Annotated in this window: 21 protein-coding genes; 7 read left to right on the forward strand and 14 right to left on the reverse strand. The window is 54.8% G+C overall.

Features of this window, described 5'->3' with window-relative positions:
• Window positions 1-137: 137 nt before the first annotated feature.
• Window positions 138-884 carry a hypothetical protein gene (locus K2F33_RS27805; RefSeq protein WP_263880176.1) on the forward strand — a complete coding sequence of 249 codons (747 nt, stop codon included), beginning with the start codon at window positions 138-140 and terminating at the stop codon, window positions 882-884.
• A 90-nt stretch (window positions 885-974) separates the two neighbouring features.
• Here the strand turns inward: K2F33_RS27805 and K2F33_RS27810 are convergent, their stop codons facing one another.
• From K2F33_RS27810 to K2F33_RS27830, 5 genes are all read right to left on the reverse strand, one after another.
• Window positions 975-1,538, reverse strand: a complete 564-nt coding sequence (locus K2F33_RS27810; protein WP_263880177.1) for a GNAT family N-acetyltransferase — start codon at window positions 1,536-1,538, stop codon at window positions 975-977.
• A 79-nt stretch (window positions 1,539-1,617) separates the two neighbouring features.
• Entirely contained in the window at window positions 1,618-3,342 is a 1,725-nt protein-coding gene (locus K2F33_RS27815; RefSeq protein WP_263882468.1) for a proline--tRNA ligase, read from the reverse strand.
• A gap of 407 nt (window positions 3,343-3,749) precedes the next feature.
• The gene (locus K2F33_RS27820) at window positions 3,750-4,418 is read right to left on the reverse strand and encodes a class II aldolase/adducin family protein (protein WP_076167690.1); all 669 of its coding nucleotides are present in this window, start codon (window positions 4,416-4,418) and stop codon (window positions 3,750-3,752) included.
• A gap of 200 nt (window positions 4,419-4,618) precedes the next feature.
• Entirely contained in the window at window positions 4,619-6,115 is a 1,497-nt protein-coding gene (locus tag K2F33_RS27825) for a rhamnulokinase (protein WP_263880178.1), read from the reverse strand.
• A gap of 27 nt (window positions 6,116-6,142) precedes the next feature.
• Window positions 6,143-7,933 carry an L-fucose isomerase gene (locus tag K2F33_RS27830; RefSeq protein ID WP_263880179.1) on the reverse strand — a complete coding sequence of 597 codons (1,791 nt, stop codon included), beginning with the start codon at window positions 7,931-7,933 and terminating at the stop codon, window positions 6,143-6,145.
• 501 nt (window positions 7,934-8,434) lie between these two features.
• On the opposite strand from K2F33_RS27830, the gene K2F33_RS27835 reads away from it, so the two are divergent.
• From K2F33_RS27835 to K2F33_RS27845, 3 genes are read left to right on the forward strand one after another with little or no spacing between them, the layout of a single operon-like run.
• Window positions 8,435-9,439: a LacI family DNA-binding transcriptional regulator gene (locus tag K2F33_RS27835; RefSeq protein WP_076167698.1), complete on the forward strand. Its 1,005-nt coding sequence runs from the start codon at window positions 8,435-8,437 to the stop codon at window positions 9,437-9,439.
• Window positions 9,440-9,476: 37 nt separating this feature from the next.
• Window positions 9,477-10,838, forward strand: coding sequence for a TrkH family potassium uptake protein (locus tag K2F33_RS27840; protein ID WP_263882470.1), 1,362 nt, complete (start codon window positions 9,477-9,479; stop codon window positions 10,836-10,838).
• Window positions 10,839-10,897: 59 nt separating this feature from the next.
• Window positions 10,898-11,323 (forward strand): cytidine deaminase, encoded by a 426-nt coding sequence (locus K2F33_RS27845; RefSeq protein WP_212983292.1) that lies wholly within the window; start codon window positions 10,898-10,900, stop codon window positions 11,321-11,323.
• 66 nt (window positions 11,324-11,389) lie between these two features.
• On the opposite strand, the gene nagE is transcribed toward K2F33_RS27845, so the two are convergent.
• The 8 genes from nagE to K2F33_RS27885 form a co-directional block, all read right to left on the reverse strand.
• Entirely contained in the window at window positions 11,390-12,856 is a 1,467-nt protein-coding gene (gene nagE, locus K2F33_RS27850) for an N-acetylglucosamine-specific PTS transporter subunit IIBC (RefSeq protein ID WP_089546643.1), read from the reverse strand.
• A gap of 32 nt (window positions 12,857-12,888) precedes the next feature.
• Window positions 12,889-13,383: a PTS sugar transporter subunit IIA gene (locus tag K2F33_RS27855; RefSeq protein WP_263880180.1), complete on the reverse strand. Its 495-nt coding sequence runs from the start codon at window positions 13,381-13,383 to the stop codon at window positions 12,889-12,891.
• Between the two features lie 406 nt (window positions 13,384-13,789).
• Window positions 13,790-15,001 carry a GerAB/ArcD/ProY family transporter gene (locus K2F33_RS27860; RefSeq protein WP_263880181.1) on the reverse strand — a complete coding sequence of 404 codons (1,212 nt, stop codon included), beginning with the start codon at window positions 14,999-15,001 and terminating at the stop codon, window positions 13,790-13,792.
• Window positions 14,994-15,248, reverse strand: a complete 255-nt coding sequence (locus K2F33_RS27865) for a hypothetical protein (RefSeq protein WP_076167713.1) — start codon at window positions 15,246-15,248, stop codon at window positions 14,994-14,996. Before K2F33_RS27865 ends, K2F33_RS27860 begins: the two co-directional genes overlap by 8 nt.
• A gap of 10 nt (window positions 15,249-15,258) precedes the next feature.
• Entirely contained in the window at window positions 15,259-16,476 is a 1,218-nt protein-coding gene (locus K2F33_RS27870) for a Ger(x)C family spore germination protein (protein ID WP_263880182.1), read from the reverse strand.
• 64 nt (window positions 16,477-16,540) lie between these two features.
• Entirely contained in the window at window positions 16,541-18,334 is a 1,794-nt protein-coding gene (locus K2F33_RS27875; RefSeq protein ID WP_263880183.1) for a spore germination protein, read from the reverse strand.
• A 127-nt stretch (window positions 18,335-18,461) separates the two neighbouring features.
• Window positions 18,462-19,139 carry a response regulator gene (locus K2F33_RS27880; protein WP_263880184.1) on the reverse strand — a complete coding sequence of 226 codons (678 nt, stop codon included), beginning with the start codon at window positions 19,137-19,139 and terminating at the stop codon, window positions 18,462-18,464.
• Window positions 19,136-19,972: a sensor histidine kinase gene (locus K2F33_RS27885; protein WP_076169499.1), complete on the reverse strand. Its 837-nt coding sequence runs from the start codon at window positions 19,970-19,972 to the stop codon at window positions 19,136-19,138. The genes K2F33_RS27880 and K2F33_RS27885 overlap by 4 nt, the downstream gene beginning before the upstream one ends.
• 172 nt (window positions 19,973-20,144) lie before the next feature.
• Between K2F33_RS27885 and K2F33_RS27890 the strand changes: the two genes are divergently transcribed.
• Window positions 20,145-20,882 (forward strand): polysaccharide deacetylase family protein, encoded by a 738-nt coding sequence (locus K2F33_RS27890; protein WP_089546638.1) that lies wholly within the window; start codon window positions 20,145-20,147, stop codon window positions 20,880-20,882.
• Between the two features lie 7 nt (window positions 20,883-20,889).
• Here K2F33_RS27890 and K2F33_RS27895 read toward each other — a convergent pair whose 3' ends face one another.
• A complete protein-coding gene (locus K2F33_RS27895; protein ID WP_263880185.1) occupies window positions 20,890-21,558 on the reverse strand; it encodes an HD domain-containing protein in 669 nt (222 codons plus the stop codon).
• A 104-nt stretch (window positions 21,559-21,662) separates the two neighbouring features.
• Between K2F33_RS27895 and K2F33_RS27900 the strand changes: the two genes are divergently transcribed.
• Window positions 21,663-21,926, forward strand: a complete 264-nt coding sequence (locus K2F33_RS27900; protein ID WP_084203754.1) for a YolD-like family protein — start codon at window positions 21,663-21,665, stop codon at window positions 21,924-21,926.
• Between the two features lie 122 nt (window positions 21,927-22,048).
• Entirely contained in the window at window positions 22,049-22,576 is a 528-nt protein-coding gene (locus K2F33_RS27905) for a YfiT family bacillithiol transferase (RefSeq protein WP_263880186.1), read from the forward strand.
• The last annotated feature ends 55 nt before the right edge of the window (window positions 22,577-22,631 follow it).

The raw sequence follows: 22,631 nt of genomic DNA on the forward strand, positions 1-22,631 counted from the left end.
TTTTCGCGTTTCTTTTGTGCGGCATTTGGGCGGAGACCCTTCCCGTGCTACAATGTTACCAGTTACATAGAATGAAAAACTACTATACTTTCTTTCTTAAAAAACGCAAACACACCAACGGCTGAAAGGTAAACGATATGGAATACTTGTATGAAACAAAAGCGGACAGCTACGAGGACTACGCCAGCGGCAGGGTACTCTATAATGCCCCCGGCGTGACCTCCTTCCCGGTGCGGCTCGGAAGCGAAATCGTCCAGCGCTGCTTCGGCATCCTGGAGGATCGGGAAATTTCCGGCCCTTATACCCTATACGATCCCTGCTGCGGCGGAGCCTACCTGCTGACCATAACCGGTCTTCTTCACGGAACTAAGGTCCGGCGGATGTATGCCTCGGATGTCGATCCGAACGCCCTGTCCGTCGCGGGCAAAAATTTGGCGCTCCTGACGAAGCAGGGGCTCACCGAACGGGAGCTCCAACTGCGGGAGCTGTACGGAAACTACGGCAAACCTTCGCATAAGGAAGCGCTGGAGAGCTTGGCCCGCCTTGAGTCTGCAGTCTCGGGCCTGACTTTGGACGCAAGCGTCGTTTTTCAGGACAATATTACGGAGCCGCATCACCTGGATCACGTCGATCAGCCGATCCATCTCGTGCTGACCGACCTTCCCTACGGGGATCTCGTTAGCTGGGAAAGCGGCGACGCCGACCCGGTGTCCGCTTTATTTGAGCATATCTATCCGCTGCTCAGCAGCGAAGGTGCGGTCGTCGCGATGATCGCGGACAAAAGCCAAAAGCTGGGGCACGCCCGTTATAAGCGGCTTCAGCATTTCAAAATCGGCAAGCGGCAGGTGGCGATCTTTGAACCGATCCGGGAAACGAAGGCTTGATGCGCCAGAAATGACCGCCGCCAGTATATAAATGCAGCAAAGGACAGCCCGCCGGCTGTCCTTTTTCTGATCATTTTTCGCGGGCTGACTTCAGCCCAAATGCTTAACCATATGATAATACACATGGCCGTTAATCATAATGTTTTTATCGGTCTGATATCCGAGCTTCAGGTACAGCGAATGGGCCTTCGTGTTATCCGTGACAACCGCCATGGCGATTTTAGCGTATCCGTATGCACTTGCCCGTTCCTCGGCTGCCCGAATCAGGGACGTCCCGATCCCCCGTCCGCCATACTCCGGCGAGACCGAAAGCGTGTCGATGTAATATTCGTCGAGGTCCGCTTCCTTATCCAGCTGCAAATCCGGGTTCTGCTTCATGGTACGCAGCCTCGCAAGGATGGGCCGGTCCAGCTCCGCTGCCTGGTCGCCTCCATATGCCACCACAAGGCCGACTGGCCGTTCATCCAGTTCCTTTACCAGCGTCTGCTTGTAGCCAAGGCGGCCTTCCTCGGCGGCAAAATAGGCTTCAAGCGTGGCCAGCACGGACTCCTCGCTGTCCTCTCCGGTTAATTGATACGCAACATCGTGCAGCGCATCGTATAGCAGCCGGGCGGCATGATGCGCGTCTTCTCGTTTTGCGGGTCTGATCGTCATAGCTTCCTCCATCATAGCATTACATTGCGTTGGTCTGCCCAGGGAATCTCATTCCCGTGTGCAGGCACAATCCCTTCTATTATAGAGTTTCCCACGACGCGGAACAAATTTCAGCAGCCAGCCGCGCAGCCTCCTGCCACGCTACCTCAGTCCGTCCACCGGCCCTGCGGTCTGTCCACTCGACGACGCCTTCCCCGGCCCGTTTGCCTACGACAATGCGAAGCGGCAGGCCGATCAAGTCGGCATCCTTGAACTTCACACCCGGCCGCTCCTCCCGGTCATCGACGAGGCATTCCACGCCCTGCCGCGCAAACTCCTTGGCAATCTGGTCCACAACCGCCGCCTGATCCGGATCCTGGGCGGAGACGGGAATCAGATGCACAGAATACGGGGCAATGCCGAGCGGCCAGCACATCCCTTGTTCCGCGGGCGATTGCTCGGCCACTGCCGAAAGGAGGCGGGAAACGCCGATGCCATAACAGCCCATGATCATCGTCTGCTCCCTGCCGGCTTCGTCCGTATATCCGGCATCGAGAACGCTGCTGTATTTGGTGCCCAGCTTGAAGACGTGGCCTACTTCGATGCCTTTGGCAAAATGCAGCGTCTCCCCGCAGTTCGGACAGCGGTCCCCCTCCTGCACGCTGCGGTAATCGCCGATATGCGCCGGCTGAAAATCCCGGAACGGCACGACGTTCCGCACGTGCGCATGTTCCTCTCCCGCTCCGGCTACCGCGCCGCCGTGCAGCACGGCATCGCAGTCCAAATATACAGGAATATCAAGGCCGACAGGTCCAGCATAACCGTGAGGCGCTCCCGTCACCTTCAGCACCTCCTGCGGGTCGGCGAGTTCAAGCGTCACACACCCAATCGCTGCGGCAAGCTTATTCTCGTTGACTTCATGATCTCCCCGTACGACGGCAGCGACTGGCTTATCGTCAGCCATATAAATCATCGTCTTCAAAATATGTGATGAAGGCACCCCAAGGAAGGCGCTCACTTCTTCGATCGTCCTTGTGTTCGGCGTGGCGACTTTTTCGATGGCGGGAGCTTGGCGTTCCGCTTCATCCGCCGCACGTTCTCCGGCAGCCGCAGCGGCCATCTCCAGATTGGCCGCATACCCGCAGGCCAGGCAGCTGACGATCGTATCCTCACCGATTTCCGCGGGTGCCATGAACTCGTGCGTTTCCCCTTCACCGCCGATGGCTCCCGCCTCCGCTTCCACCATGCTGAAATTCAGGCCGCAGCGGGTGAAGATGCGGCGGTAAGCATCCCGGACCGCCTGATAGGTCCGGTCCAGCTCCTCCCAGCTGCGGTCAAACGAATACGCATCCTTCATCAGGAACTCGCGCCCCCGGAGCAATCCGAAGCGCGGACGCCGCTCATCCCGGAACTTCGTCTGGATTTGGTACAGGCGAAGCGGGAGCTTGCGGTACGTATTCACCTCGCTCGCGGCAAGCGCCGTGATGACCTCCTCATGCGTCGGTCCGAGCACAAACTCGCGCTCATGCCTGTCCTGCAGGCGGATCAGCTCCGCCCCGTAGGCCCCGTACCGTCCGGAGCGCTCCCACAGCTCGGCCGGCTGCATCGCCGGCAGGTGCAGCTCCTGGAACCCGGCCTGGTCCATTTCTTCGCGGACGATTGTCTGAATCCGGCGCAGCACGCGCCAGCCAAGCGGCAGGTAGCTGTAAATTCCCGCAGCCAGCTGCCGGATAAAGCCCGCCCGGAGCAGCAGCTGGTGGCTTCGCGCTTCCGCTTCGGCAGGAGCTTCGCGCAGCGTTGGAATCAGCAGGGACGTTTGCTTGATAATATAACGGCTCATCGCCGATCAGCCTCCTCGTATCTTTTTATGCAGCACATATTCGCGACAAACACAAACTCAAACAACAAAAAACACATCCGTCCTGAAGGGACGAATGTGTTCGTGGTACCACCCTGTATTCAACCGCCGCAAGTACGGCAGTCCTTAATTGGCAACATAACGGGATCACCCGGCCATGAGTACTCGAACCTGCAGATTCTTTCATCACGGCAGCTACAAGACGGGAAGCTCATGTCCGTGTGCGGAAACCTTTCAGCCAGGGGTTTCTTCTCTGGAACACGCCGGTCCTCATGAACTGTTACTCTTGATTATCGCTTTGGAAATTTGACAAACCATGGTTTGTTTTTTCCATACTTTACAGGATGATCAAGACCGATGTCAAGAGCTGGTTATCACTTCATTTTCTGCAGGAGCTGCACCCGGTAGGCTTCGCTTTCGAGCGACTGAATCTCTTTGTACTCGGCGTCGGTCAGCACTTTCGGCTCGCCCACCGCCTTGGCGGCGAGGTACACCTTCGCGCTTTCCTCCACCACCTCGGTCCGGTAGTACGCTTCGCGCAGATTTTTCCCGGTCGTCACGAGTCCGTGATTTTCGAGCAAAATCGAGTTGTGATCCCCGACTTTCTCGGCGACCGCATTGGCCAGCAGATCGGTCGTCGGCAGCACGTAGGGCACAAAGGCGATGTCGCCAACAAGTGCGGCCTGGTCCGGGAACAGCATCGGCAGCTCCTTCGAGACCAGCGTCAACGCGATGCAGTGGGCCGGATGGGTATGCACGATCGCCTGGATATCCGGATTGACCCGGTAGGCAAACAGATGCATCAGAACCTCTGATGACGGCCGCACCTCTTGATCCAGCACGTTGCCGGAGTCGATCTCCACCCGGATCCATTGCTCCGGCTCAATGTCTTCGAGTGCAAACCCGCTCGGAGACAGCAGCATGATGTTACCCGCTTTCGCGCTAATGTTCCCGCCCGGCCCCACTACCAGCCCTTTGGCTACGGTTTTCCGGGCATACTTGGTCAACTCTTCCCTGACTTGCTGTTCAAGTTGCACAGTCATTTCTCTCCACTCTCCTTTATAGAGGTTGTTCAAAAAGTCCGCTTTTGATCACGAAGTAAATCGGGAAGCTGATTCGGCATCGAATCTTGAATTCAGCCGGGCCTTCCGGTGCTCACGTACCCACACGTACGCTCTGCTCCTCAGTCCCTAGCTTCATCCAATCTTCTCGGTGCTGAAAACCGACCTTTTTGAACACACACTTATACCGTCTCTTGACGTTTAAAAAGCTTCACGTACTGCTGATAGCGTTCCTCCCACATCGCCGCATCCTCCGGCAGGTAGGTTTCCGGCGGAAAGGATTCAAGAACGACCTGCCGGATCTCGGCAAGGTCCTTCACTTCGCCGTGCGCCAGTGCCTGCATCATCAGATTGCCGATGGCCGTGGCTTCCACCGGCCCGGCAATCACCGGACGGCCGGTAACGTTGGCCGTCAGCTGGCACAGCAGCCGGTTCTGGATGCCGCCGCCGACGATATGAATATGCTCCATCCGCTCTCCGGCGAGCTTCTCGATTTCGTCCAGCGTCTGGCGGTATTGAAGCGCCAGACTTTCGACAATGCAGCGGACGATGGCCGCGCGGGATTCCGGCACCTTCTGCCCGCTGTCCCGGCAGTATTCGCGGATCCGCTGCGGCATGCCGCCCGGCGGCAGGAAGACGGCGTCGGCAGCGTCGATATAGCTGCCGTTCTCCGGCGCCGACAGCGCCAGCTCGGTCAGCTCGTCGTACGTGAGCGGCGTGCCTTCCAGCGCCCACGTGCGACGGCACTCCTGCAGCAGCCACAGCCCCATGATGTTCTTGAGCAGCCGGATTTTGCCGCCCGCTCCCCCTTCATTGCTGAAGAGGCTGTCCCGGCTGTAATCGCTGAGCGCCGGCTGATCGAGCTCGATGCCCATCAGCGACCAGGTTCCGGAGCTGATGAAGGCATACGGGGCAGCCCCCGCCGGAACGGACGCCACCGCGGCCGCCGTGTCGTGGCCCGCCGCGGCGATTACCGCCATGTCCGGCACCTGCAGCTCCTCGCGGATGTCCTGCCGCAGCTGTCCCAGCATCGTTCCCGGCATCACGATCACCGAGAACAGCGATTCCGGAATGGAGAGCGTGTTCAGAATGCCGCTATGCCATGTACGGCTGCGCGGATCGAGCAGTCCGCTCGTGCTGGCAATCGTATATTCATTGGCCATGACGCCAGACAAATAGTAATGGAACAGATCCGGCATCATCAGCATTTTTAACCCGTCCGCCCCATAGCCGGAGCGGACCTTCTCCTCGGCATACAGCTGATAAATCGTATTGATCGAGGAGGAGCGGATGCCGGTCATCCGGAACAATTCTTTTTCCGAAATCGCCGAGAACACTTCCGGCATGACCTGCTCTGTCCGCAGGTCCCGATAATGATAAGGGTTGCCGGCCAGTCTCCCCTTGGCATCCACCAAGCCGTAATCAACGCCCCAGGTGTCCACCGCCACCGATACCGGGGCACCGCCCGCCATCCGCCGGGAAGCGTGAATGCCCTGCTTCAGCTCATGGAACAGCCGCAGAAAATCCCAGTGGAAATGGTCCCCGAGACGAACCGGTTCGTTACTGAAACGATGCACCTCGTTAACGGTCAGCGTTCGGCCATTGAATGCACCCGTCACGGCGCGTCCGCTGCTTGCCCCGAAATCCACCGCCAGCATGTGTAAGGATTGCGAACCCATTAGCCTCACCTCGCCCGTAGAAAATGCTTACTTGTACAGCGGTCCGAAGTTTTGGCAGGCCCGGAAGTCCGCTCCCTCCGGATCGCTTGTTCCGAACAGCCCCCAGGCTCTCGGACGGAAAACCTGCTCCTCTGCAACGTTGTGCATGCTCACCGGAATGCGCAGGATCGAAGCCAGTGTGATCAGGTCCGCGCCGATATGTCCGTAGCTGATCGCACCGTGGTTGGCTCCCCAGTGATCCATCACGGAATACACGTCTTTGAACGCTCCCTCGCCCGTCAGGTTCGGGGCAAACCAGGTGGTCGGCCACGTCGGGTCGGTCCGCTGATCCAGCTTGTCATGCACTTCCTCAGGAAGGTCGACCGTATATCCTTCGGCAATTTGCAGGACAGGACCAAGCCCTTTGACCAGGTTCAGCCTGGACATCGTTACCGGCATGCCGCCGCGCGTCAGGAAGTCGGACGAGAAGCCGCCCCCGCGGAAATATTCCACTGCCGCCGGGCGCCAGGACGTGGCCTTGAGGCAGTTGTCCGCGTCCTCCTGCGTAATTTCCCAGAACGGCTTCAAGGCAGGCTTGCCGTCCTTCATCTGCTCCCCGGTACCATCCAGCGCCGCCGGTCCGGAGTTAATCAAATGCAAGAGGCCGTTCGCCGCGGCTCCGCCGAGCTCATGACCGGTCACCCGTTTCACCGCGTCGGGACTCCAGTATGTACGGACGTCGGCAAAGATTTGGGCGGTATTCGTCAGCAGGTATCCGAAGAGCATAGATACGCCGTTCAAGCTGTCATTTTCGGTAGCCACCAAATAAGGCGCCCGGATGCCGTTCCAGTCGAACGAGGAATTCAGAATCGCTTCATGGAAGTCACCGTTCGGGAAGTGGTCCGTCCACTGCCGCTGTCCCTGGAAGCCGGACACGATCGCGTGATGGCCCATGGCCTCTTCTTCAAAGCCAAGCTCAGCCAGACGCGGATTGCCCACCATCAGGTCGCGTACGATCTGCGTCATTTTGACAACCGTCTCCCAGTCCTTATCCTTCTTCTCGCGCGAAGTCCGGATCGCTTCAGGATTGTTGTCAGGCCCCTCATTGCAGTTCTCCTTCACCCAAGCCATGGCCAGCTTGAACTCTTCCGGATCGTAAATCTCCTCTTCGATCCGCCGCGTAATCTCCGACATGTCCACGTACTCGTTGCGCATGCCCAAATATTCCTGGAAGAAGTCCGGATCGATCATCGAGCCGGCGATGCCCATCGATACCGAGCCGATGGCCAGGTAGGATTTGCCCTTCATCGTTGCAGCAGCCAGACCGGCTCTGGCAAAACGCAGCAGCTTCTCCTGCACGTCGGCAGGAATCGAAGGATCGTTCAGATCCTGCACGTCACGCCCGTAGATGCCGAACGCCGGAAGTCCCTTCTGCGCATGGGCAGACAATACGGCGGCCAAATAGACCGCTCCCGGTCTTTCCGTACCGTTGAATCCCCATACCGCCTTCGGAATCGAAGGATCCATGTCCATCGTTTCCGTACCGTAGCACCAGCACGGCGTCACGGTGATGGATACGCCTACGCCGGCTTTGGCGAATTTGTCGGCGCAAGCCGCCGCTTCCGCCACGCCTCCGATGCAGGTGTCCGCAATGACGCATTCCACCGGAGAACCGTCAGGGTAGCGAAGCTGTTCGCCCAGAAAAGCAGCGACCGACTTCGCCAGATTCATCGTCATATCCTCCAGGGACTCCCGAACCCCCTTCCGTCTGCCGTCGATCGTCGGCCGGATGCCGATCTTGGGGAAGCCGTGCTTCCATCTTTCGTTCTGGTTGGACATCGTTTGTTTCCTCCTCAGCTTTTCTTATGATTTTTCATTGCTTACGATTGGGGTTACCGGTAACCCTAAAATAAAAAAATATACAGCCTTCCAATCCGTCGTTCCTATGAAAAACGTCAAACGGCATGCATTTTGGGAATACAGAACAAGCCTGAAGGAAAGCGACATGGATCGATCGGAGCACCGTCACTAAACCGAAACACGTGCTGATCTCTTCAAAAAAAGAAGACTGCTTTCCTGAAATTTCAACGCTGCTGCTCTATATAACATACCGGTCCCGCTGCCTCGTCCGCTCTTTAGATCGTCCTAAGCTCCAGGTACAAAACGCCTTGCATGATTGCTTGAATTGGATCTGCTGCATTGATGCTGGGTCAAATGCTCAAAAAAATGTATAATGAGTTATCGGTAACTTTAAAATAACAATGAAAGCGATTACTGTCAATCCGTATTTTCTTTTATCCGGGCGGTTCTGATAGAATATACAGCAAAGAGGGGTTTACATTGGTAACAATTTACGATATAGCGCAAAAGGCCAACGTCTCGGCCATGACGGTCTCCAAGGTCATCAACAACACCGGGCGGATCAGTGAGGAGACACGCCGCAAAGTCAAAAAAGTGATGGAAGAGCTTAATTACATACCGAATTCAAATGCCCGGAGCCTTGTCCTGCAGCAGACCCAAATTCTGTCCCTGCTCATCACGGACATCACCAACCCGTTCTATACGAGCCTGGCCCGCGGTGCCGAAGACGGTGCCAAACAGTACGGCTACCGCCTTCTGTTCGGCAACAGTGACGAGGATTACGCGAAGGAAAAGGATTATGTCGACATGATCCTGTCCACGCGGGTCGATGGCGTGCTGTTTGCTCCTGCAGGGGACCTGTCGCTGAAAAATCTCGAGAAGCTGCGGGCTCACAACATCCCGTTCGTCATTATGGACCGGGCGGTGCCCGGAATCGAGTCGGATATGATCTGCGGAGACAGCAAGGAAGGCGCCCGGAAGCTTGTCGATTACCTGATCGGGCTGGGCCATCGCCGCATCGCGCTTGTCAACGGCTCCCTCGACGTCTCTACGGCCCGGCTCCGTTATGAGGGATACGCGGAGGCGTTGGCCCTTCAGGGCATCCCGTTGGATGAGACGCTCATCATCCACCAGAACTACCGCGATTACCATGCGGATGATCATCTGGAGCAGCTGCTCGAGCAGCCTTCCCCTCCGACCGCGATTTTTGCGGCCAACAACGTATTGGCGGTCGGTGTAATCCGGGATCTGCGTGAGCGCGGCATCCGGGTGCCAGAGGACATCTCCGTCGTTTGCTTTGATGACCTCGATCTCTCGTCGGCGCTGGACCCGTTTCTGACGGTGGCGGCACAGCCGGCTTACCAGTTTGGCGCCATGGGCATCCAGCTGCTGGTTGAGCGGATTCGGGGCAGCTCGGTTCCGGAGTCCCGCAAGGTAATTTTGCCGTCGGAGCTGGTGATCCGCTCGTCTGCCAAACCTATCTAAGTCACAGCAAGAGGTGAGTTTCATTTTACAAAAAAGCATGACCCGGGGGCATTGGTCCAAACGGCTGCTCACGCCCCCTAAAATTCTGGTGTTCGGGTTTCTGATCATGATCGCTGCCGGGGCCCTGCTTCTGACGCTGCCGGCAGCCTCGGCTACCGGCATCTCGATCGGGCCCCTGAACGCGCTGTTCACGGCAACTTCAGCCGCCTGCGTGACCGGCCTTACAGTCGTCGACACGGGAACGGCTTTTTCCGTGTTCGGACAAACCGTCATTCTGCTATTGGTCCAAGTCGGCGGCATCGGCTTCATGACGATGGCAACGCTGATCGCGCTCGTGCTGAACAAGCGGATTTCGCTGAGAGAGCGGCTGGTTTTGCAGGAAGCGCTGAACCACGGCACCATCGACGGCGTTGTCCGGCTGGTCAAGAAGGTTATTCTGTATTCCCTGCTGATCGAAGTAGCGGGGGCACTGCTGCTTGCGGTCCATTATGTCTTCTCCCTTTCTCTGCCGCTGGGCAAGGCCGTCTATTTCGGTGTCTATCACAGCATCTCGCTGTTTAACAACGCCGGATTCGATTTGATGGGAAGCGTGCAGGGACCGTTCAGCGGTATGGCCTCCTTCGTGAGCGACCCGTTTATGAATATCGTCCTGATGGCACTTATTTTTCTGGGTGGGATCGGCTTTATCGTGCTGTCAGACCTGCTGGAATACCCGAAGGTCCGCAAAATTTCACTGCACAGCAAGGTTGTGCTCAGCGCGACCGCGGTGCTTGTCTTCGTCGGCGGCCTCATCATTTTCCTGATGGAGGTCAACAATCCGCGAACGTTGGGTCCGCTTAATACAGGCGGCAAAATTTGGGCTTCGCTGTTCCAATCGGTGACGACCCGCTCCGGCGGTGTCAATACGGTCGATATCGGCGGCCTTCACCAGTCAACGCAGTTCTTCATGATCCTGTTGATGTTCATCGGCGCAGCACCCGGCTCGACCGGGGGCGGCATCAAAATTACGACGTTTGTGCTGCTCCTCGGTGCCGTGCATGCGATGATCCGCGGCCGGGAGGATGTCGTCCTGTTCCGCAAACGGATCGCCAAGGATGTGGTGTACAAAGCCATCACGCTGACGCTCCTTTCCATTCTGCTGATCATCCTGTTTGCCATGCTGCTGTCGGTGACGGAAGACCATGATTTTATGTCAATCCTGTTTGAATCGGCTTCGGCCTTCGGCACGACAGGCATCTCCATGGGACTGACCACCGAGCTCAGCCCCTTCGGCAAGGTATGGGTGATCTGCCTGATGTACCTGGGCCGATTGGGTCCGCTTACCCTTGCGTACGCGCTGACCCGGGACAACAAGAAGGAGCCGTACAATCATCCGGAAGGGAAAATCATTATCGGTTAAACCCGTTGCGGGTCTCAACTTATGCGGGGATTGCAATTTTTTGAAATGAGGCTGTCGATATGAGTATTGAGCAACAAATGTATGATGAAGTTATTGAACTTATCAGAAAAAGGTATCCGACAGGCTGGGGCGGTGCTGCAGCCGTCCGGCTTATAGACGGAACGATCCTCACCAGCGTGGCTCCCGAAGTCATCAACGACTCCACTCATCTATGTATGGAGACGGGGGCTATATTGGAAGCCCACAAGCTGAACAAGAAGGTAACGCATTCCATCTGCTTGGCACGGGATGACGAGATGTCGCCGTACAAGGTGCTCTCTCCTTGCGGGGTGTGCCAGGAACGTTTATTTTATTGGGGTCCAGACGTGAAATGCGCCGTCACGGTCCCGGGCGGCGAGCTCGTCTTCAAAACGTTGGCGGAAATTCAGCCGTATCACTGGAGCACTGCTTATGACGATCTGAAAGAAAAATGGACGACGTCCTGATGCACTGCCGAATGCCAAAAGAGGCTCCCCTTCATGGGGAGCCTCTTTGTCATACCGCCGACTTCATTACATCAGCTTCTGAATTTCATCCTTCAGCACCTCGGACTGCGGTCCGAACACCACCTGGACGGCGCCTTTGCCAAGCCGCATGACGCCGGAAGCGCCGAGCTGCTTCAGTCCTTGATCGTTGACGACCGACTCGTCTTTGACGACAAGACGCAGACGGGTAATGCATGCATCGATACTCTCGATGTTGTCCGTGCCCCCGATATTTGCGAGCACTCTGGCTGCCTTGCTGTCCGATGCCGCAACGCCCGCATCTGCTGCGCCGCCTTCTATTGCTTCGTCCGCCACCTGAACATCATCCTCCCGACCCGGCGTTTTCAGGTTGAGCTTCACGATCATCACCCGGAACAGGACGTAGTACACGACCGCGAAGACCAGACCTACCGGAATGAGCAGCAGCGGCTTGGTGGACAGCGGATAGTTCAGCGCATAGTCGATAAATCCGGCCGAGAATCCGAAGCCGAGCTTCACGCCCAGCGCATACATCACGTAACCGGCCACCCCCGCCAGCACTGCATGTATACCATATAGTACAGGAGCGACGAACATGAATGCAAATTCAAGCGGTTCCGTGATCCCTGTCAGGAATGAAGCGACTGCGGCACCGATAAAGATCGAGGCCACCGCCTTGCGCTTCTCCTTCTTGGCGGTATGGATAATAGCTAGTGCCGCTGCCGGCAGGCCGAACATCATAATCGGGAAGAAGCCGGTCATGAACATGCCCGCGGATTTGTCTCCCGCAAAGAACCGGTACAGGTCGCCGTGAACGACTTTTCCTGCCGCATCGGTATAATCCCCGATCTGGAACCAAACGATCGAGTTGATAATATGGTGCAGGCCGAACGGAACGAGCAGGCGGTTTGCGATCAAATATACCGCGCTGCCGATTCCTCCGAGGCTGACGATCCAGCGGCCGAACGTATCCAGCACGTCCTGGATAGGCCCCCAGATGAGGCCGAGAACGATGCCGACGAATACCATCGTGACAGACGTAATAATCGGCACAAAGCGTTTGCCGCCGAAAAATCCGAGCCAGTCCGGCAGCTTGATTTTATGAAAACGGTTGTATAAAAAGGCGGAAATCAGACCGACGATGATGCCTCCGAGAACCCCTGTGTTAAGCTCCGCGCCTTTATCCATAACTGTCGTAAACGCAAGCGGTACCTTAACCAGCACCTTTAAGAGAATAATGTGGCCGATGACGGCAGAGAGCGCAGCGACAGCGTCACCCGTCAATCCGATAGCCACCCCGACGGCAAAGATGAGCGGCAGGTTATCGAAAATCGTCGATCCGCCGGCATCCAGAAATGGTGCAATGTAGTGGTTCAGGAACCATCCCACCTGGTTGCCCAGGTGGAAGTCCTTAATATAGTCGATGTTGCCAAAACGCATCAGAATCGCCGCCGCCGGCAGCGTCGCCACCGGAAGCATCAGCGATTTCCCGATTTTTTGCAGAAATGCTAGCATGTTCTGTCATCCCTTTCTCGTCGAAAGTAGCTTTAGGATTTAAGCGTAACACTCAGGATTTCGGTCTGTCCGGCGGTTACCGCCCCCAGCTTCGTTTCCATCTGCTCCACTTTGTCTTCGCTGTTCGTGATAATGATCGGCGTTACGGTAGGCAGACCGGCTGTGCGAATTGCCTCGATGTCGAATTCGATCAGCGCTTGCCCCGCCTTCACCTTGTCTCCCGTGTTGACATGGCTTGTAAATCCGCTGCCTTTCAGCCCTACTGTGTTAATGCCGATATGAAACAGAAACTGCAGGCCGTTCTCATGCTCTACAATGACCGCATGCTTGGACTTGATCACGTGAGCCACGACGCCGTCAAACGGAGCGATCAGCTTGCCGTCGGCAGGCTCAATGGCGAGCCCTTTGCCCATATGTCCGCCTGCAAAAGCTTCATCCGGGACCTGATCAAGCGGTACTGCCGTACCCGTAAGCGGGGACGTAATCTCTAACGTTTGCTGCTTTTTGGATTTCCATTTTGAAAACATGAATATTCCTCCTTGACGAAATCTGCGTGAATCTCCGATCGGTTGTCATCATCCGGGCTATGAAAAAAGGATCTTTTCCATTATGTCCAGGAACGGATGAACTATGTGGAACCTGGTATATGCTTGCGGTTGGAAGCTGCCTGAGAACATAACCTTTGAAACGGAAGCGATTTCAAAACGTTGGGAGCTCCCTTCAATGCCACACACTCCTCCCCAAAAGACCAACAAAAAAAGCCAAGAATAGACTCCACGCAGGAATCGATTCTTGGCTCATGCCCAATGTTAAGGTAACACGCCAATTTCAAGTATTCACTTATGTGCCTATATTAAAACAAGATACAGCGATACGTCAATAGCCAATCTATTCAATTTTGTATCCTGGTCGATAAGCCCTTATTCTGGATTGTTACTCAGGCTGTGGATACGGCTGCGACTGCGCCTGCATCTGTGGCTGAGGCTGCGACTGCGACTGTGATTGCGGTTGTGATTGCGGTTGTGACTGTGACTGCGGCGGTGTCTGCGCTTCCGAACCTTGCTTATTCCGACTGCGAAAATTCCCAACGATCAGCAGCGCTGCCGGTATAACGAATCCGGGGAACACCGCCATCATCGGGTAAACAATTCCAGACCATTCCAGCTCCGCCGTATTCCGAAGAACCCAAAGGGACAACGGCAGCAGCAAAAAGAAAAAGGGAATCACCAAGCTCTTGTAATTAATTACGTCAAAGCACTGCACGGTTGTAATCACGGTACCATAGAAGCAAATCAGAAGCTTCATGAACGATGTAATCAGCCAGATAATGCCCACAATGACCTCTGCCCGTTCCAACACCCGCTCAATCCGGATCTCGCGTGCCACGTCATAGACAGCATAAGGGGATCGGGCCGTCATGTCCACGCCAAGCACCATGATCGTGATTACGCTGAGCAGTGCGCCGGAGATCAGGGTCCCCACGCTGGTGACATAAAAATATTTTTTTATTTTTTGCTGGTTTTGTACAAACGGGATGAGCAGGAGGCAGATGGAAATTTCCAGCGAAGGGAAACCTAGCAGTGGATAACCCGCCTTAATCGCCGGCATTACCCCTTCGGGAAACATCGGAAACAGCTCGCCCGGATGCATTTTAGGGATCAAGAGCAGCGCTGTAATGACAAAAACGCCCATCGCCCACGGATACAAAATTTCCCCCGTCCTTCCAATGACTTCAATCCCCAAATAGCAGCCGTAGAGCACCGGGATCAAGATAACCACCATATTAACAACCAGCGGCGTCTGAGGGAGTACGACCGAACCGATAAAATTGCCGATATTCCGTGCCACATAGGCAGTCAAAATCAAAAAATAAAACATATATACGACTGCTATGGCCGAACCGAACCATTTACCAGTCAGTACGCGGCCGTACTCGATAATCGTCTGTTTCGGATACCGAAAACCGAGTTTTATATAGAGCGTAATGAGACCGAGCTGAATGATTCCAACAATGATGACGCTGAACCAGGCGTCTTGTCCAGCAATGGACACAAGCGTATGCGGCTGAACGAGCGCGGCCGTGCCGATAATATACAAATACATCAGCAAAGCAAACTGCAGAGCCGAAATTTTGCCCTTATCCATGGATCACCTTGCCCTCCGACACCCATTGCATGACCGGCTTGGCGATAGGTCCGAAAACATGGCCCATCACGATCACAAAAGACGGCAGCGGGATGTCCATGATCAGCATGATATACAAAAACCCACCGAACAGCATGATCGTCGTTGAAATCCATAGTTCCTTTTTTGACGCCTTCCGTCTGAGCGCAATAAAATTCAAGATCACAGCTGCAAAGGTTGCTGCGGTAATGATATAATCGGGACCCACAAGAAACACCTCACTTCATATTTTGCAGATAGGATTGATTGCGAACTCCCGTCGAATAGATCTCCACATCGGCACTTACGACCGTCCGGATTTCGGGGAACAGCGTGTCCCATTTTTTCTTATTGGCTTTCCAGTATGACGGGCTGGCCTTATATACCAGGTTCCCATATCCCAGAGCATCACTGTCCAGTTCATGCTGAAGGGTCGAAATGGTGCCGTTCACCATCTTGATAACCTGCTGTTCGGCTTCTTTTTCCAGCCAGCTGATCGTTTCCTTTTTATCCACCTTGACTTTGTGGCTGTTCACATCAAACACATTCGCCTTCTGCTTGATATGGATGACGACTTCAGGCCTGCCCCGGCTGAACCGGGCTTTCACCGAGGCCTTGCTGTGAAGGATCGCGACATGTACCTTTCCGTCCTCAACGGGAATCGGCACGACAAGCCGCTGCACTTTATTTTTGATGATGGCAAGCCCCTTGGATTCGCTTTGGTTTAAATAACCCACCAGCTTTCCGTTTTTGAACACAGCCATATTTCCGATTCTCAAATAGCCGTCAGGTGAAATCTTCTCTACATTTTCCTTCGTTCCCGCCTTTTCAGGATCACCGACAAACTCAACGCTGCCGGTGACGGCCATTGCCATGGGATTGTCCAATGTGAGAATAAAATCCTTCATACTGACGGGATAGGCTGCGCTGGCCCGCTTATTGTAGCTTTCTAGCGTTTTGTACATTTGCTTCACCGGCAATTTCTCCATGTTCGTCAAAGTTTCCAATACTTGGGCCGCTGTCCCGTGTTTCGCGACAAGCATAGAAAAATCGATCCGGATTTCCGGGTCCCGGTCAATCAAATCGAATAAATCAAAAACCCCTTTTTTGGCCAAATCTTCACCGATAATCATCATTTGGTTGTGGGCGAAATAAAAGCGGCGCGGTGCGACGTTGTCCATATTCTGCAATGCGTCCAGCATAGTTTTTCCCCTTCCGATATATTTCGTCACCGGGATGCCGCTGGTTCCACCGCCTCCGCCCGGACTGCTCTCCGAAGCCTGGCTGGGCACCACCACCTGCAGAGTCACGAGTATGTTATCCGGATTGTCGGGATCTTCGTCCAGTCCAATGCCCAAAACGATGGAGAGCTGGTCCAGAAACTTAATATCCCAGCAGCCTGACAGGGACAGCAAGAGCACCAGACATATAGTGATATGGCAGATCCGTTGAAACATATCAGCGCTCTCTCCCTTCATGGCTAAATCTCGAATACATTTTGACGATTCACATCATATCCGGTTACACTTCGCTCGGATCCTGTGTTTGATGCGGCTCATTCTCATCCCGGTCCGCCTGTTGATTGCCCATCGCGCCTTCCCGGAACCGGACCGGGTTATTCCTGCTGATCAGCTTAGGTCTCTTCTTCATATAATCCTGAGGCATGCGCAGCATTGAATCTTTCATATCCGGATAGATCATCGGCGCATACGGAGCCATATAAGGAACATTCAGAGACTTAAGGCTGCATAGATGCAGAACAAGGATCAGCAGCATACAGGCAATCCCGTAGATACCAAACATCGATGCCGCAATCAGCATGACAAAACGGAGCATCCGTGCGGCAATCCCGATGTTATAGGCCGGGGACACGAAACTCGCAATGGCCGTCAGCGATACGACGATAACGACGACCGGGGAGACGATCCCGGCTTCGACTGCGGCCTGCCCCAGTACCAGGCCCCCCACGATCGAAATGGTGTTCCCGACGGACCGGGGCATCCGCACGCCGGCCTCCCGCAAAATTTCAAAAACCGTTTCCATGATAAAGGCCTCGACAAAGGCGGGAAAAGGAACCCCCTCCCGCTGCACTGCCAGCTTCAGCAGCCAGGAAGTCGGAATCATCTCTTGGTGAAATCCGATGATGGCCACATAAAAGGAAGGCAGCAGCAGGCCGATGAGAAACGAGAAGTATCGCAGAAACCGAATTAAACTCCCCACATCAAACCGGTTGTAATAGTCTTCCGCCGCCTGAAAGAACATATTAAAGGTGGAAGGAAGCAGCAGAACAAACGGGGTTCCGTCAACCAGGATCGCTATCCGGCCTTCCAGCAGGCTGGCGGCGATCACGTCAGGACGTTCGCTGTGATAGATGGTTGGAAAAATCGTCTTATTCGTATTTTCGAGAAGCTCCTCAATATACCCCGACTCCAGGACGCCGTCGATATCAATGACCGAGAGACGTTTCCGGACCTCGTCCACATTTTTTTCGTCCACGATGCCGTGAATATACATGATGCCTACGTCGGTTTGCGTCACTCTCCCCAGCTGCATTTCTTCCAGCCACAGATTGGGACTTTTGATTTTCCTTCTGAGCAGCGCCGTGTTCGTTCGAAGCGATTCCGTAAAGCCTTCGCGCGGGCCTCGGATGACCGTCTGCGACTCCGGCTCGGTGACGCTCCGCCGTTCTCCGCCTTTGGTGCTGGCGATAACCGCACTGCCAATCCGATCGATAAAAAGCAGCGTATCTCCGGACAGCAGATGCAGGTACAGCTTGCTCCAATCAGAGATCTGGTAAATCTCACCGGCGGCCAGCGCCTTTTCCTTGAACTGCTGCAAAAATTTCCTGTCTTCTTCTGACGTTATGCCTCTATACCCTCCATGAGAATCTTCTCCGAGCTCGTCTTCGGCCTCGAATCGGGCTTCGCCTTCTTTTCGTCCTTCCTCCGCATCCCGCTCCAATTCCCATGCTTCTACAAGCTCTGCTTCCGATGCGAACTGCTTGATTTCGTTCAAGACAGTTTCAATCGCAAACTCCGAAACCGATGTCGGGTCTACCAGACCGTCAACATATACAAAAGCAACTTTCCTGCCGAAGTTCCGGGCAAGGATTTCACGGATGACTATATCACCGCTTCCTCCCATGTCCCTTTTCAAACGATCCAGATTGCTTTTTATATCAGAGGACAGCCTGTCCGGGTGCAGCTCTGCCGGATCCGTCCCCACGGATTCCTGATACGGTGCGCCGTTCTTCCCAGCCCGGTTTGAAGGCTGCTGTTGTGTTGAAGCATTGCGGGATTTCTTTTTGCCAACCATCCGGGTCTCCACCTTGTCCATTTATGATGCTTATACTTTCCAATTCAGGGTAATTTCATCCAAGTCGGTTTCCATGCAAGCACAAAAAAACGCAGGGTTTACACCCTGCGCTGCTTAAAAACGGCAACTACTCTTTTTTCAATTTCTGGAATAACCCTTGCCGCCGGCTTACTAATCCTTTCTCCAAGGCATAACGCGTCAGCTGGACCCGGTTCTCCAAATGAAGCTTCTGCAATATGTTTTTCAGGTGGTTTTTAACCGTCTGGTCAGAAATTTTGAGCTCGGCGGCAATTTCCTTGTTGGTAAGCCCCGAAGCCACCCAATTTAAAATTTCGCGCTCCCGCGCGGTCAATGTCTCATGATGCTCCGGACTCTTGGGGGCAAGCGGAAATTCCCTTAAAATTTGCGTGGCAAGTTCCCGGCTGAGCGGCGCTTCGTCGCTCATGATCCCCCGTAAATACTCAAGCCATGTCGACGGGGATAAATTTTTGAGCAGATAGCCCTGCGCTCCCTGCTTTAACGCCTCGAACAAATGCGTCACATCGTCCGACACCGTGATCATAACGATTTTGACGTAAGGATACTGCAGCTTGATCTGCCTTGTCGCCTCCAACCCGCCAATGCCCTGCATTTGGATGTCCATCAGGATCAGGTCGGGCATCAATAACTCGGTCATACTTACGGCTTCCTCGCCGGTGTGGGCCATGCCGATCACTTCAAACGCCGGGTCAGCCGACAGGATTTCGGTCACCGCTTCGCGCGCATGAGCGGAGTCATCGGCAACCAGCACTCTGAACGTATTCAATGGTTATGGGCCTCCTTTCTGATCTCCACCCGGCTGCCCCGCTGCATCGGCAGAATCAGCATTTTCCAGCCAAGCTCCTCGGCGCGCTCCTTCATGATCCGAAGGCCGTACCGGTCCTTCAAATGAAATGGATCCGTATGGATCCCCCTGCCGTTGTCATCGACGAAAACCGTCCAGCCCCGGCCGTCCAGCGTGCCTTTGATCGTCACCTTGGTGGCATGGGCATGTTTGTGAATGTTCAGCAGCGCTTCCCGGATGCAGGCCAGAAGCTCCACTTTTTCCTTGGCGCTCAGGGCCGCATCCGGAATGGACCATTCGATCCAGGGCTGGATCAGCGTTTCCTTGGCTGTATGTTCGATCCTTGAACGCATCGAAGCCTGATATTCCCGCTCCTCCGGCGATTCCGGATAGCGAAGATTGGCGATCGCCTGCCGCACGTACCGGTTCACCTCATGAACCGATTTGCGCAGCTCCTGGAAGTCCGCCGATTCCCGGGCTCCCCGGCCGCGCGACTCCGCCCGGTCCATCTTGACCGACAGCAGAAACAGGGACTGCGCGATGCCGTCATGCAGTTCCCTGGCAAGAAGATCCCGTTCTTCCAGGGCTGCTTTTTCCGCCCGCTCCCGGTTCAGCTCCTCCTGCACCTGTTCCAGCCTCCGGAACAGCATGCTGAGCAGGGTCATGCTGATAAAGAACAGAAACACCGGCGTAAGAAAATTACCCACCTTCATCGATATATAAGGCATCAGAAACGCATGCCTCGCATATTCCCATATCCCTACGGCCAATGTAGGAATAATCAATATCATCCATTTGATTTGTTTATAGGACATGCCTTGATCCGCACCTTCCCCGGGCACTCCCGGCATATTCAGACTTGTCTCTATTGTATCACGGCCTGCCCGGCGTATGTTAGAACGGTTCGTGTCACATACTACGAAGCGAACTTGTCTTTGTTTGGACGTCTGAATGGAAGCATCGACAACGAACAACCGGGAGGACCTTATGCGCACAAGGCTTTATGCAACGCTATCCATGCTGCTTTTGACGATTTCGGTGACGGCTGCTCCGGCAGCGGGGGCTTCTCCCGTAAACCAAGGCAGAGAGTACTATGAACAAAGGGGAGACGTCATCTGGGAGATTCCGAACCGGGAAAAGATTATAGCACTGACCTTCGATGACGGACCGGATCCTGAGGATACGCCGCAGATTCTCGACCTGCTGAAGCAGTATCACGCAAAGGCAACGTTTTTTGTCGTCGGCAAGCAGGTTCAGGAGCACCCGGAGCTGGCCAAGCGGCAGGTGGCCGAAGGCCATGAGCTTGCCAACCACACCTTCGACCATATGTATTTTAACCGCCGGAGCTCACCGGAGGTCATCGTGCGGGAGCTGCGGGAAACCCAGGAAGCCATATACCAGGTTACCGGTAAAAAAACCTACCTGTTTCGCCCACCCGGAGGATATTATAACGACCGTATGATCCAAATTTGCAAGAAGGAGGGTTATCTCGTCGTTATGTGGTCCTGGCATCAGGACACCTGGGACTGGAACCGGCCGGGCGTCGCCAAGATCGTGAACAAGGTGCTGAACAACGCGCGCAACGGCGACATCGTCCTGATGCACGACCACGTGGAGGGCAAGTCCCAAACGGTCGACGCGTTAAAACAAATCCTGCCTGAACTGCAGAAGCGCGGATATCGCTTCGTTACCGTATCGGAGCTGGTAGAGTACAACATTCCTTAAGGGGCGTTTAATCGCGCCCCTTTTTTGGCGCTTCCTCCCCGGGCCATTCACGGTGGAACTGCGCAAGAAACTGCTCCATAAATGCGTGGCGGGCAGCAGCCTCCCGCTGGGCCGCCGGCGTATTCATCAGATCTTTCAGCTTCAGCAGCTTCTCGTAAAAATGGTTCACCGTCGTCCCCTGCCGGCTGCGATACTCCTCCTGGGTCATACTGTTCCGCGGCGGCTCGGTGGGGTCATACATGAGTCTTCCCCGTGACCCGCCAAAGGCAAACGTGCGGGCAATACCAATCGCTCCGATGGCGTCCAGACGGTCTGCGTCCTGCACGACCCGCCCCTCCAAAGTCGACATGGGCCTGCCGCCTCCGCCGCCATAAGACATTGTCCCGATGATCTCCAGCACATGATCCACGAGCGCCGCATCCGCCCCATGTTCCGTGAGCCAATAGGAAATAGCTGCCATGCCCTCCTCTTTCGAAGCTACGATTTTCTCGTCGGCCAGGTCATGAAAAAGGGCCGCCAGCTCGCAGACGACCGGATCGGCCCCTTCCTGCTCAGCCAGCCTCTTCGACCACTCCGCCACCCGGTGAATATGCCACCAGTCGTGGCCGGACGGCTCAGACTTTAAATGATCCTTCACGTATTCCCTTGCTTCCATAATCATTTGGTCGGTCTCCATATGCTTTCCTCCAAACAGCTTTATTTTTCTGAACAATCGCGGTTGAATCCGAACATATATTCGCCTATAATACAATGCATAGCTCTTTTAATAAATGAGGTGAAATGATGATTAACCGAACCTGTGAACCGTCGGCGAGTTTCAATTCTACCATGAAAGAGGCTGCTTGGACACAGACCAGCCGCTTGCTGGAGGAATCCCTCCGCCGTCACCTGAAAGTAACCCTGCACCTTACCGGTGCTGGACCCGAACAAGAAATCCGGGGCTTCGTCACCGTGATTAACACCTATCTGGAAGAGATCAAGTTTAGAGCTGAAGACGAATGGCTGTGGATCAAATTCAGCGAGATCATTTCCGCGCATACATAAAGCCGGCTTGAAGGAACGTAAGGAACCCTTAGCGAAAAGGTTACAAGGGAAACCGGCTTATATCATATTGGAATGCAATGGTTTCCCGTACACATATTACTGAGCAAACGGAGGAGTTAGCTATGACCGATGATTTGAAATATCCTATCGGACTTTGCGTAACGAATAAAGAACTGAGTGGAGATGAGCGTACAGCATTAATCGGCGAAATCCGCAGCCTGCCTTCGAAACTGCGGCAAGCCGTCAGCGGATTATCCAAGAAGCAGCTGGACACGCCTTATCGGCCGGGCGGCTGGACCGTCCGTCAAGTCGTGCACCATGTCGGAGACAGCCACATGAACAGCCTGATTCGGCTTAAACTTGCTTTAACCGAGGATAATCCGGTGATAAAACCTTATGAGGAGCAATTATGGGCTGAACTTGCGGATTCCGCGTTGCCTGATCCGGAGATTTCCCTGAATCTGCTGGAGGCGCTGCATGAACGGTTTGTGCTTGTTCTGGAAAGCTTGAACAGCGACCAGTGGCTCAGAACATACAACCATCCGGCAAACGGAGAAACCAATTTGAACGAGCATCTATGCGCGTATGCTTGGCATGGCAACCACCATCTTGCGCACATCACGACCCTCAAAGAACGGATGGGCTGGTAAGGCGGGATTCAGGTTCTTCGGTATGACGCCCTTCCTCAAATGAAATACTAACCAA

Origin of the sequence: Paenibacillus sp. PSB04 (assembly GCF_025809195.1) — a bacterium.
Classification (GTDB): Bacteria; Bacillota; Bacilli; order Paenibacillales; family Paenibacillaceae; genus Paenibacillus_AQ; species Paenibacillus_AQ favisporus.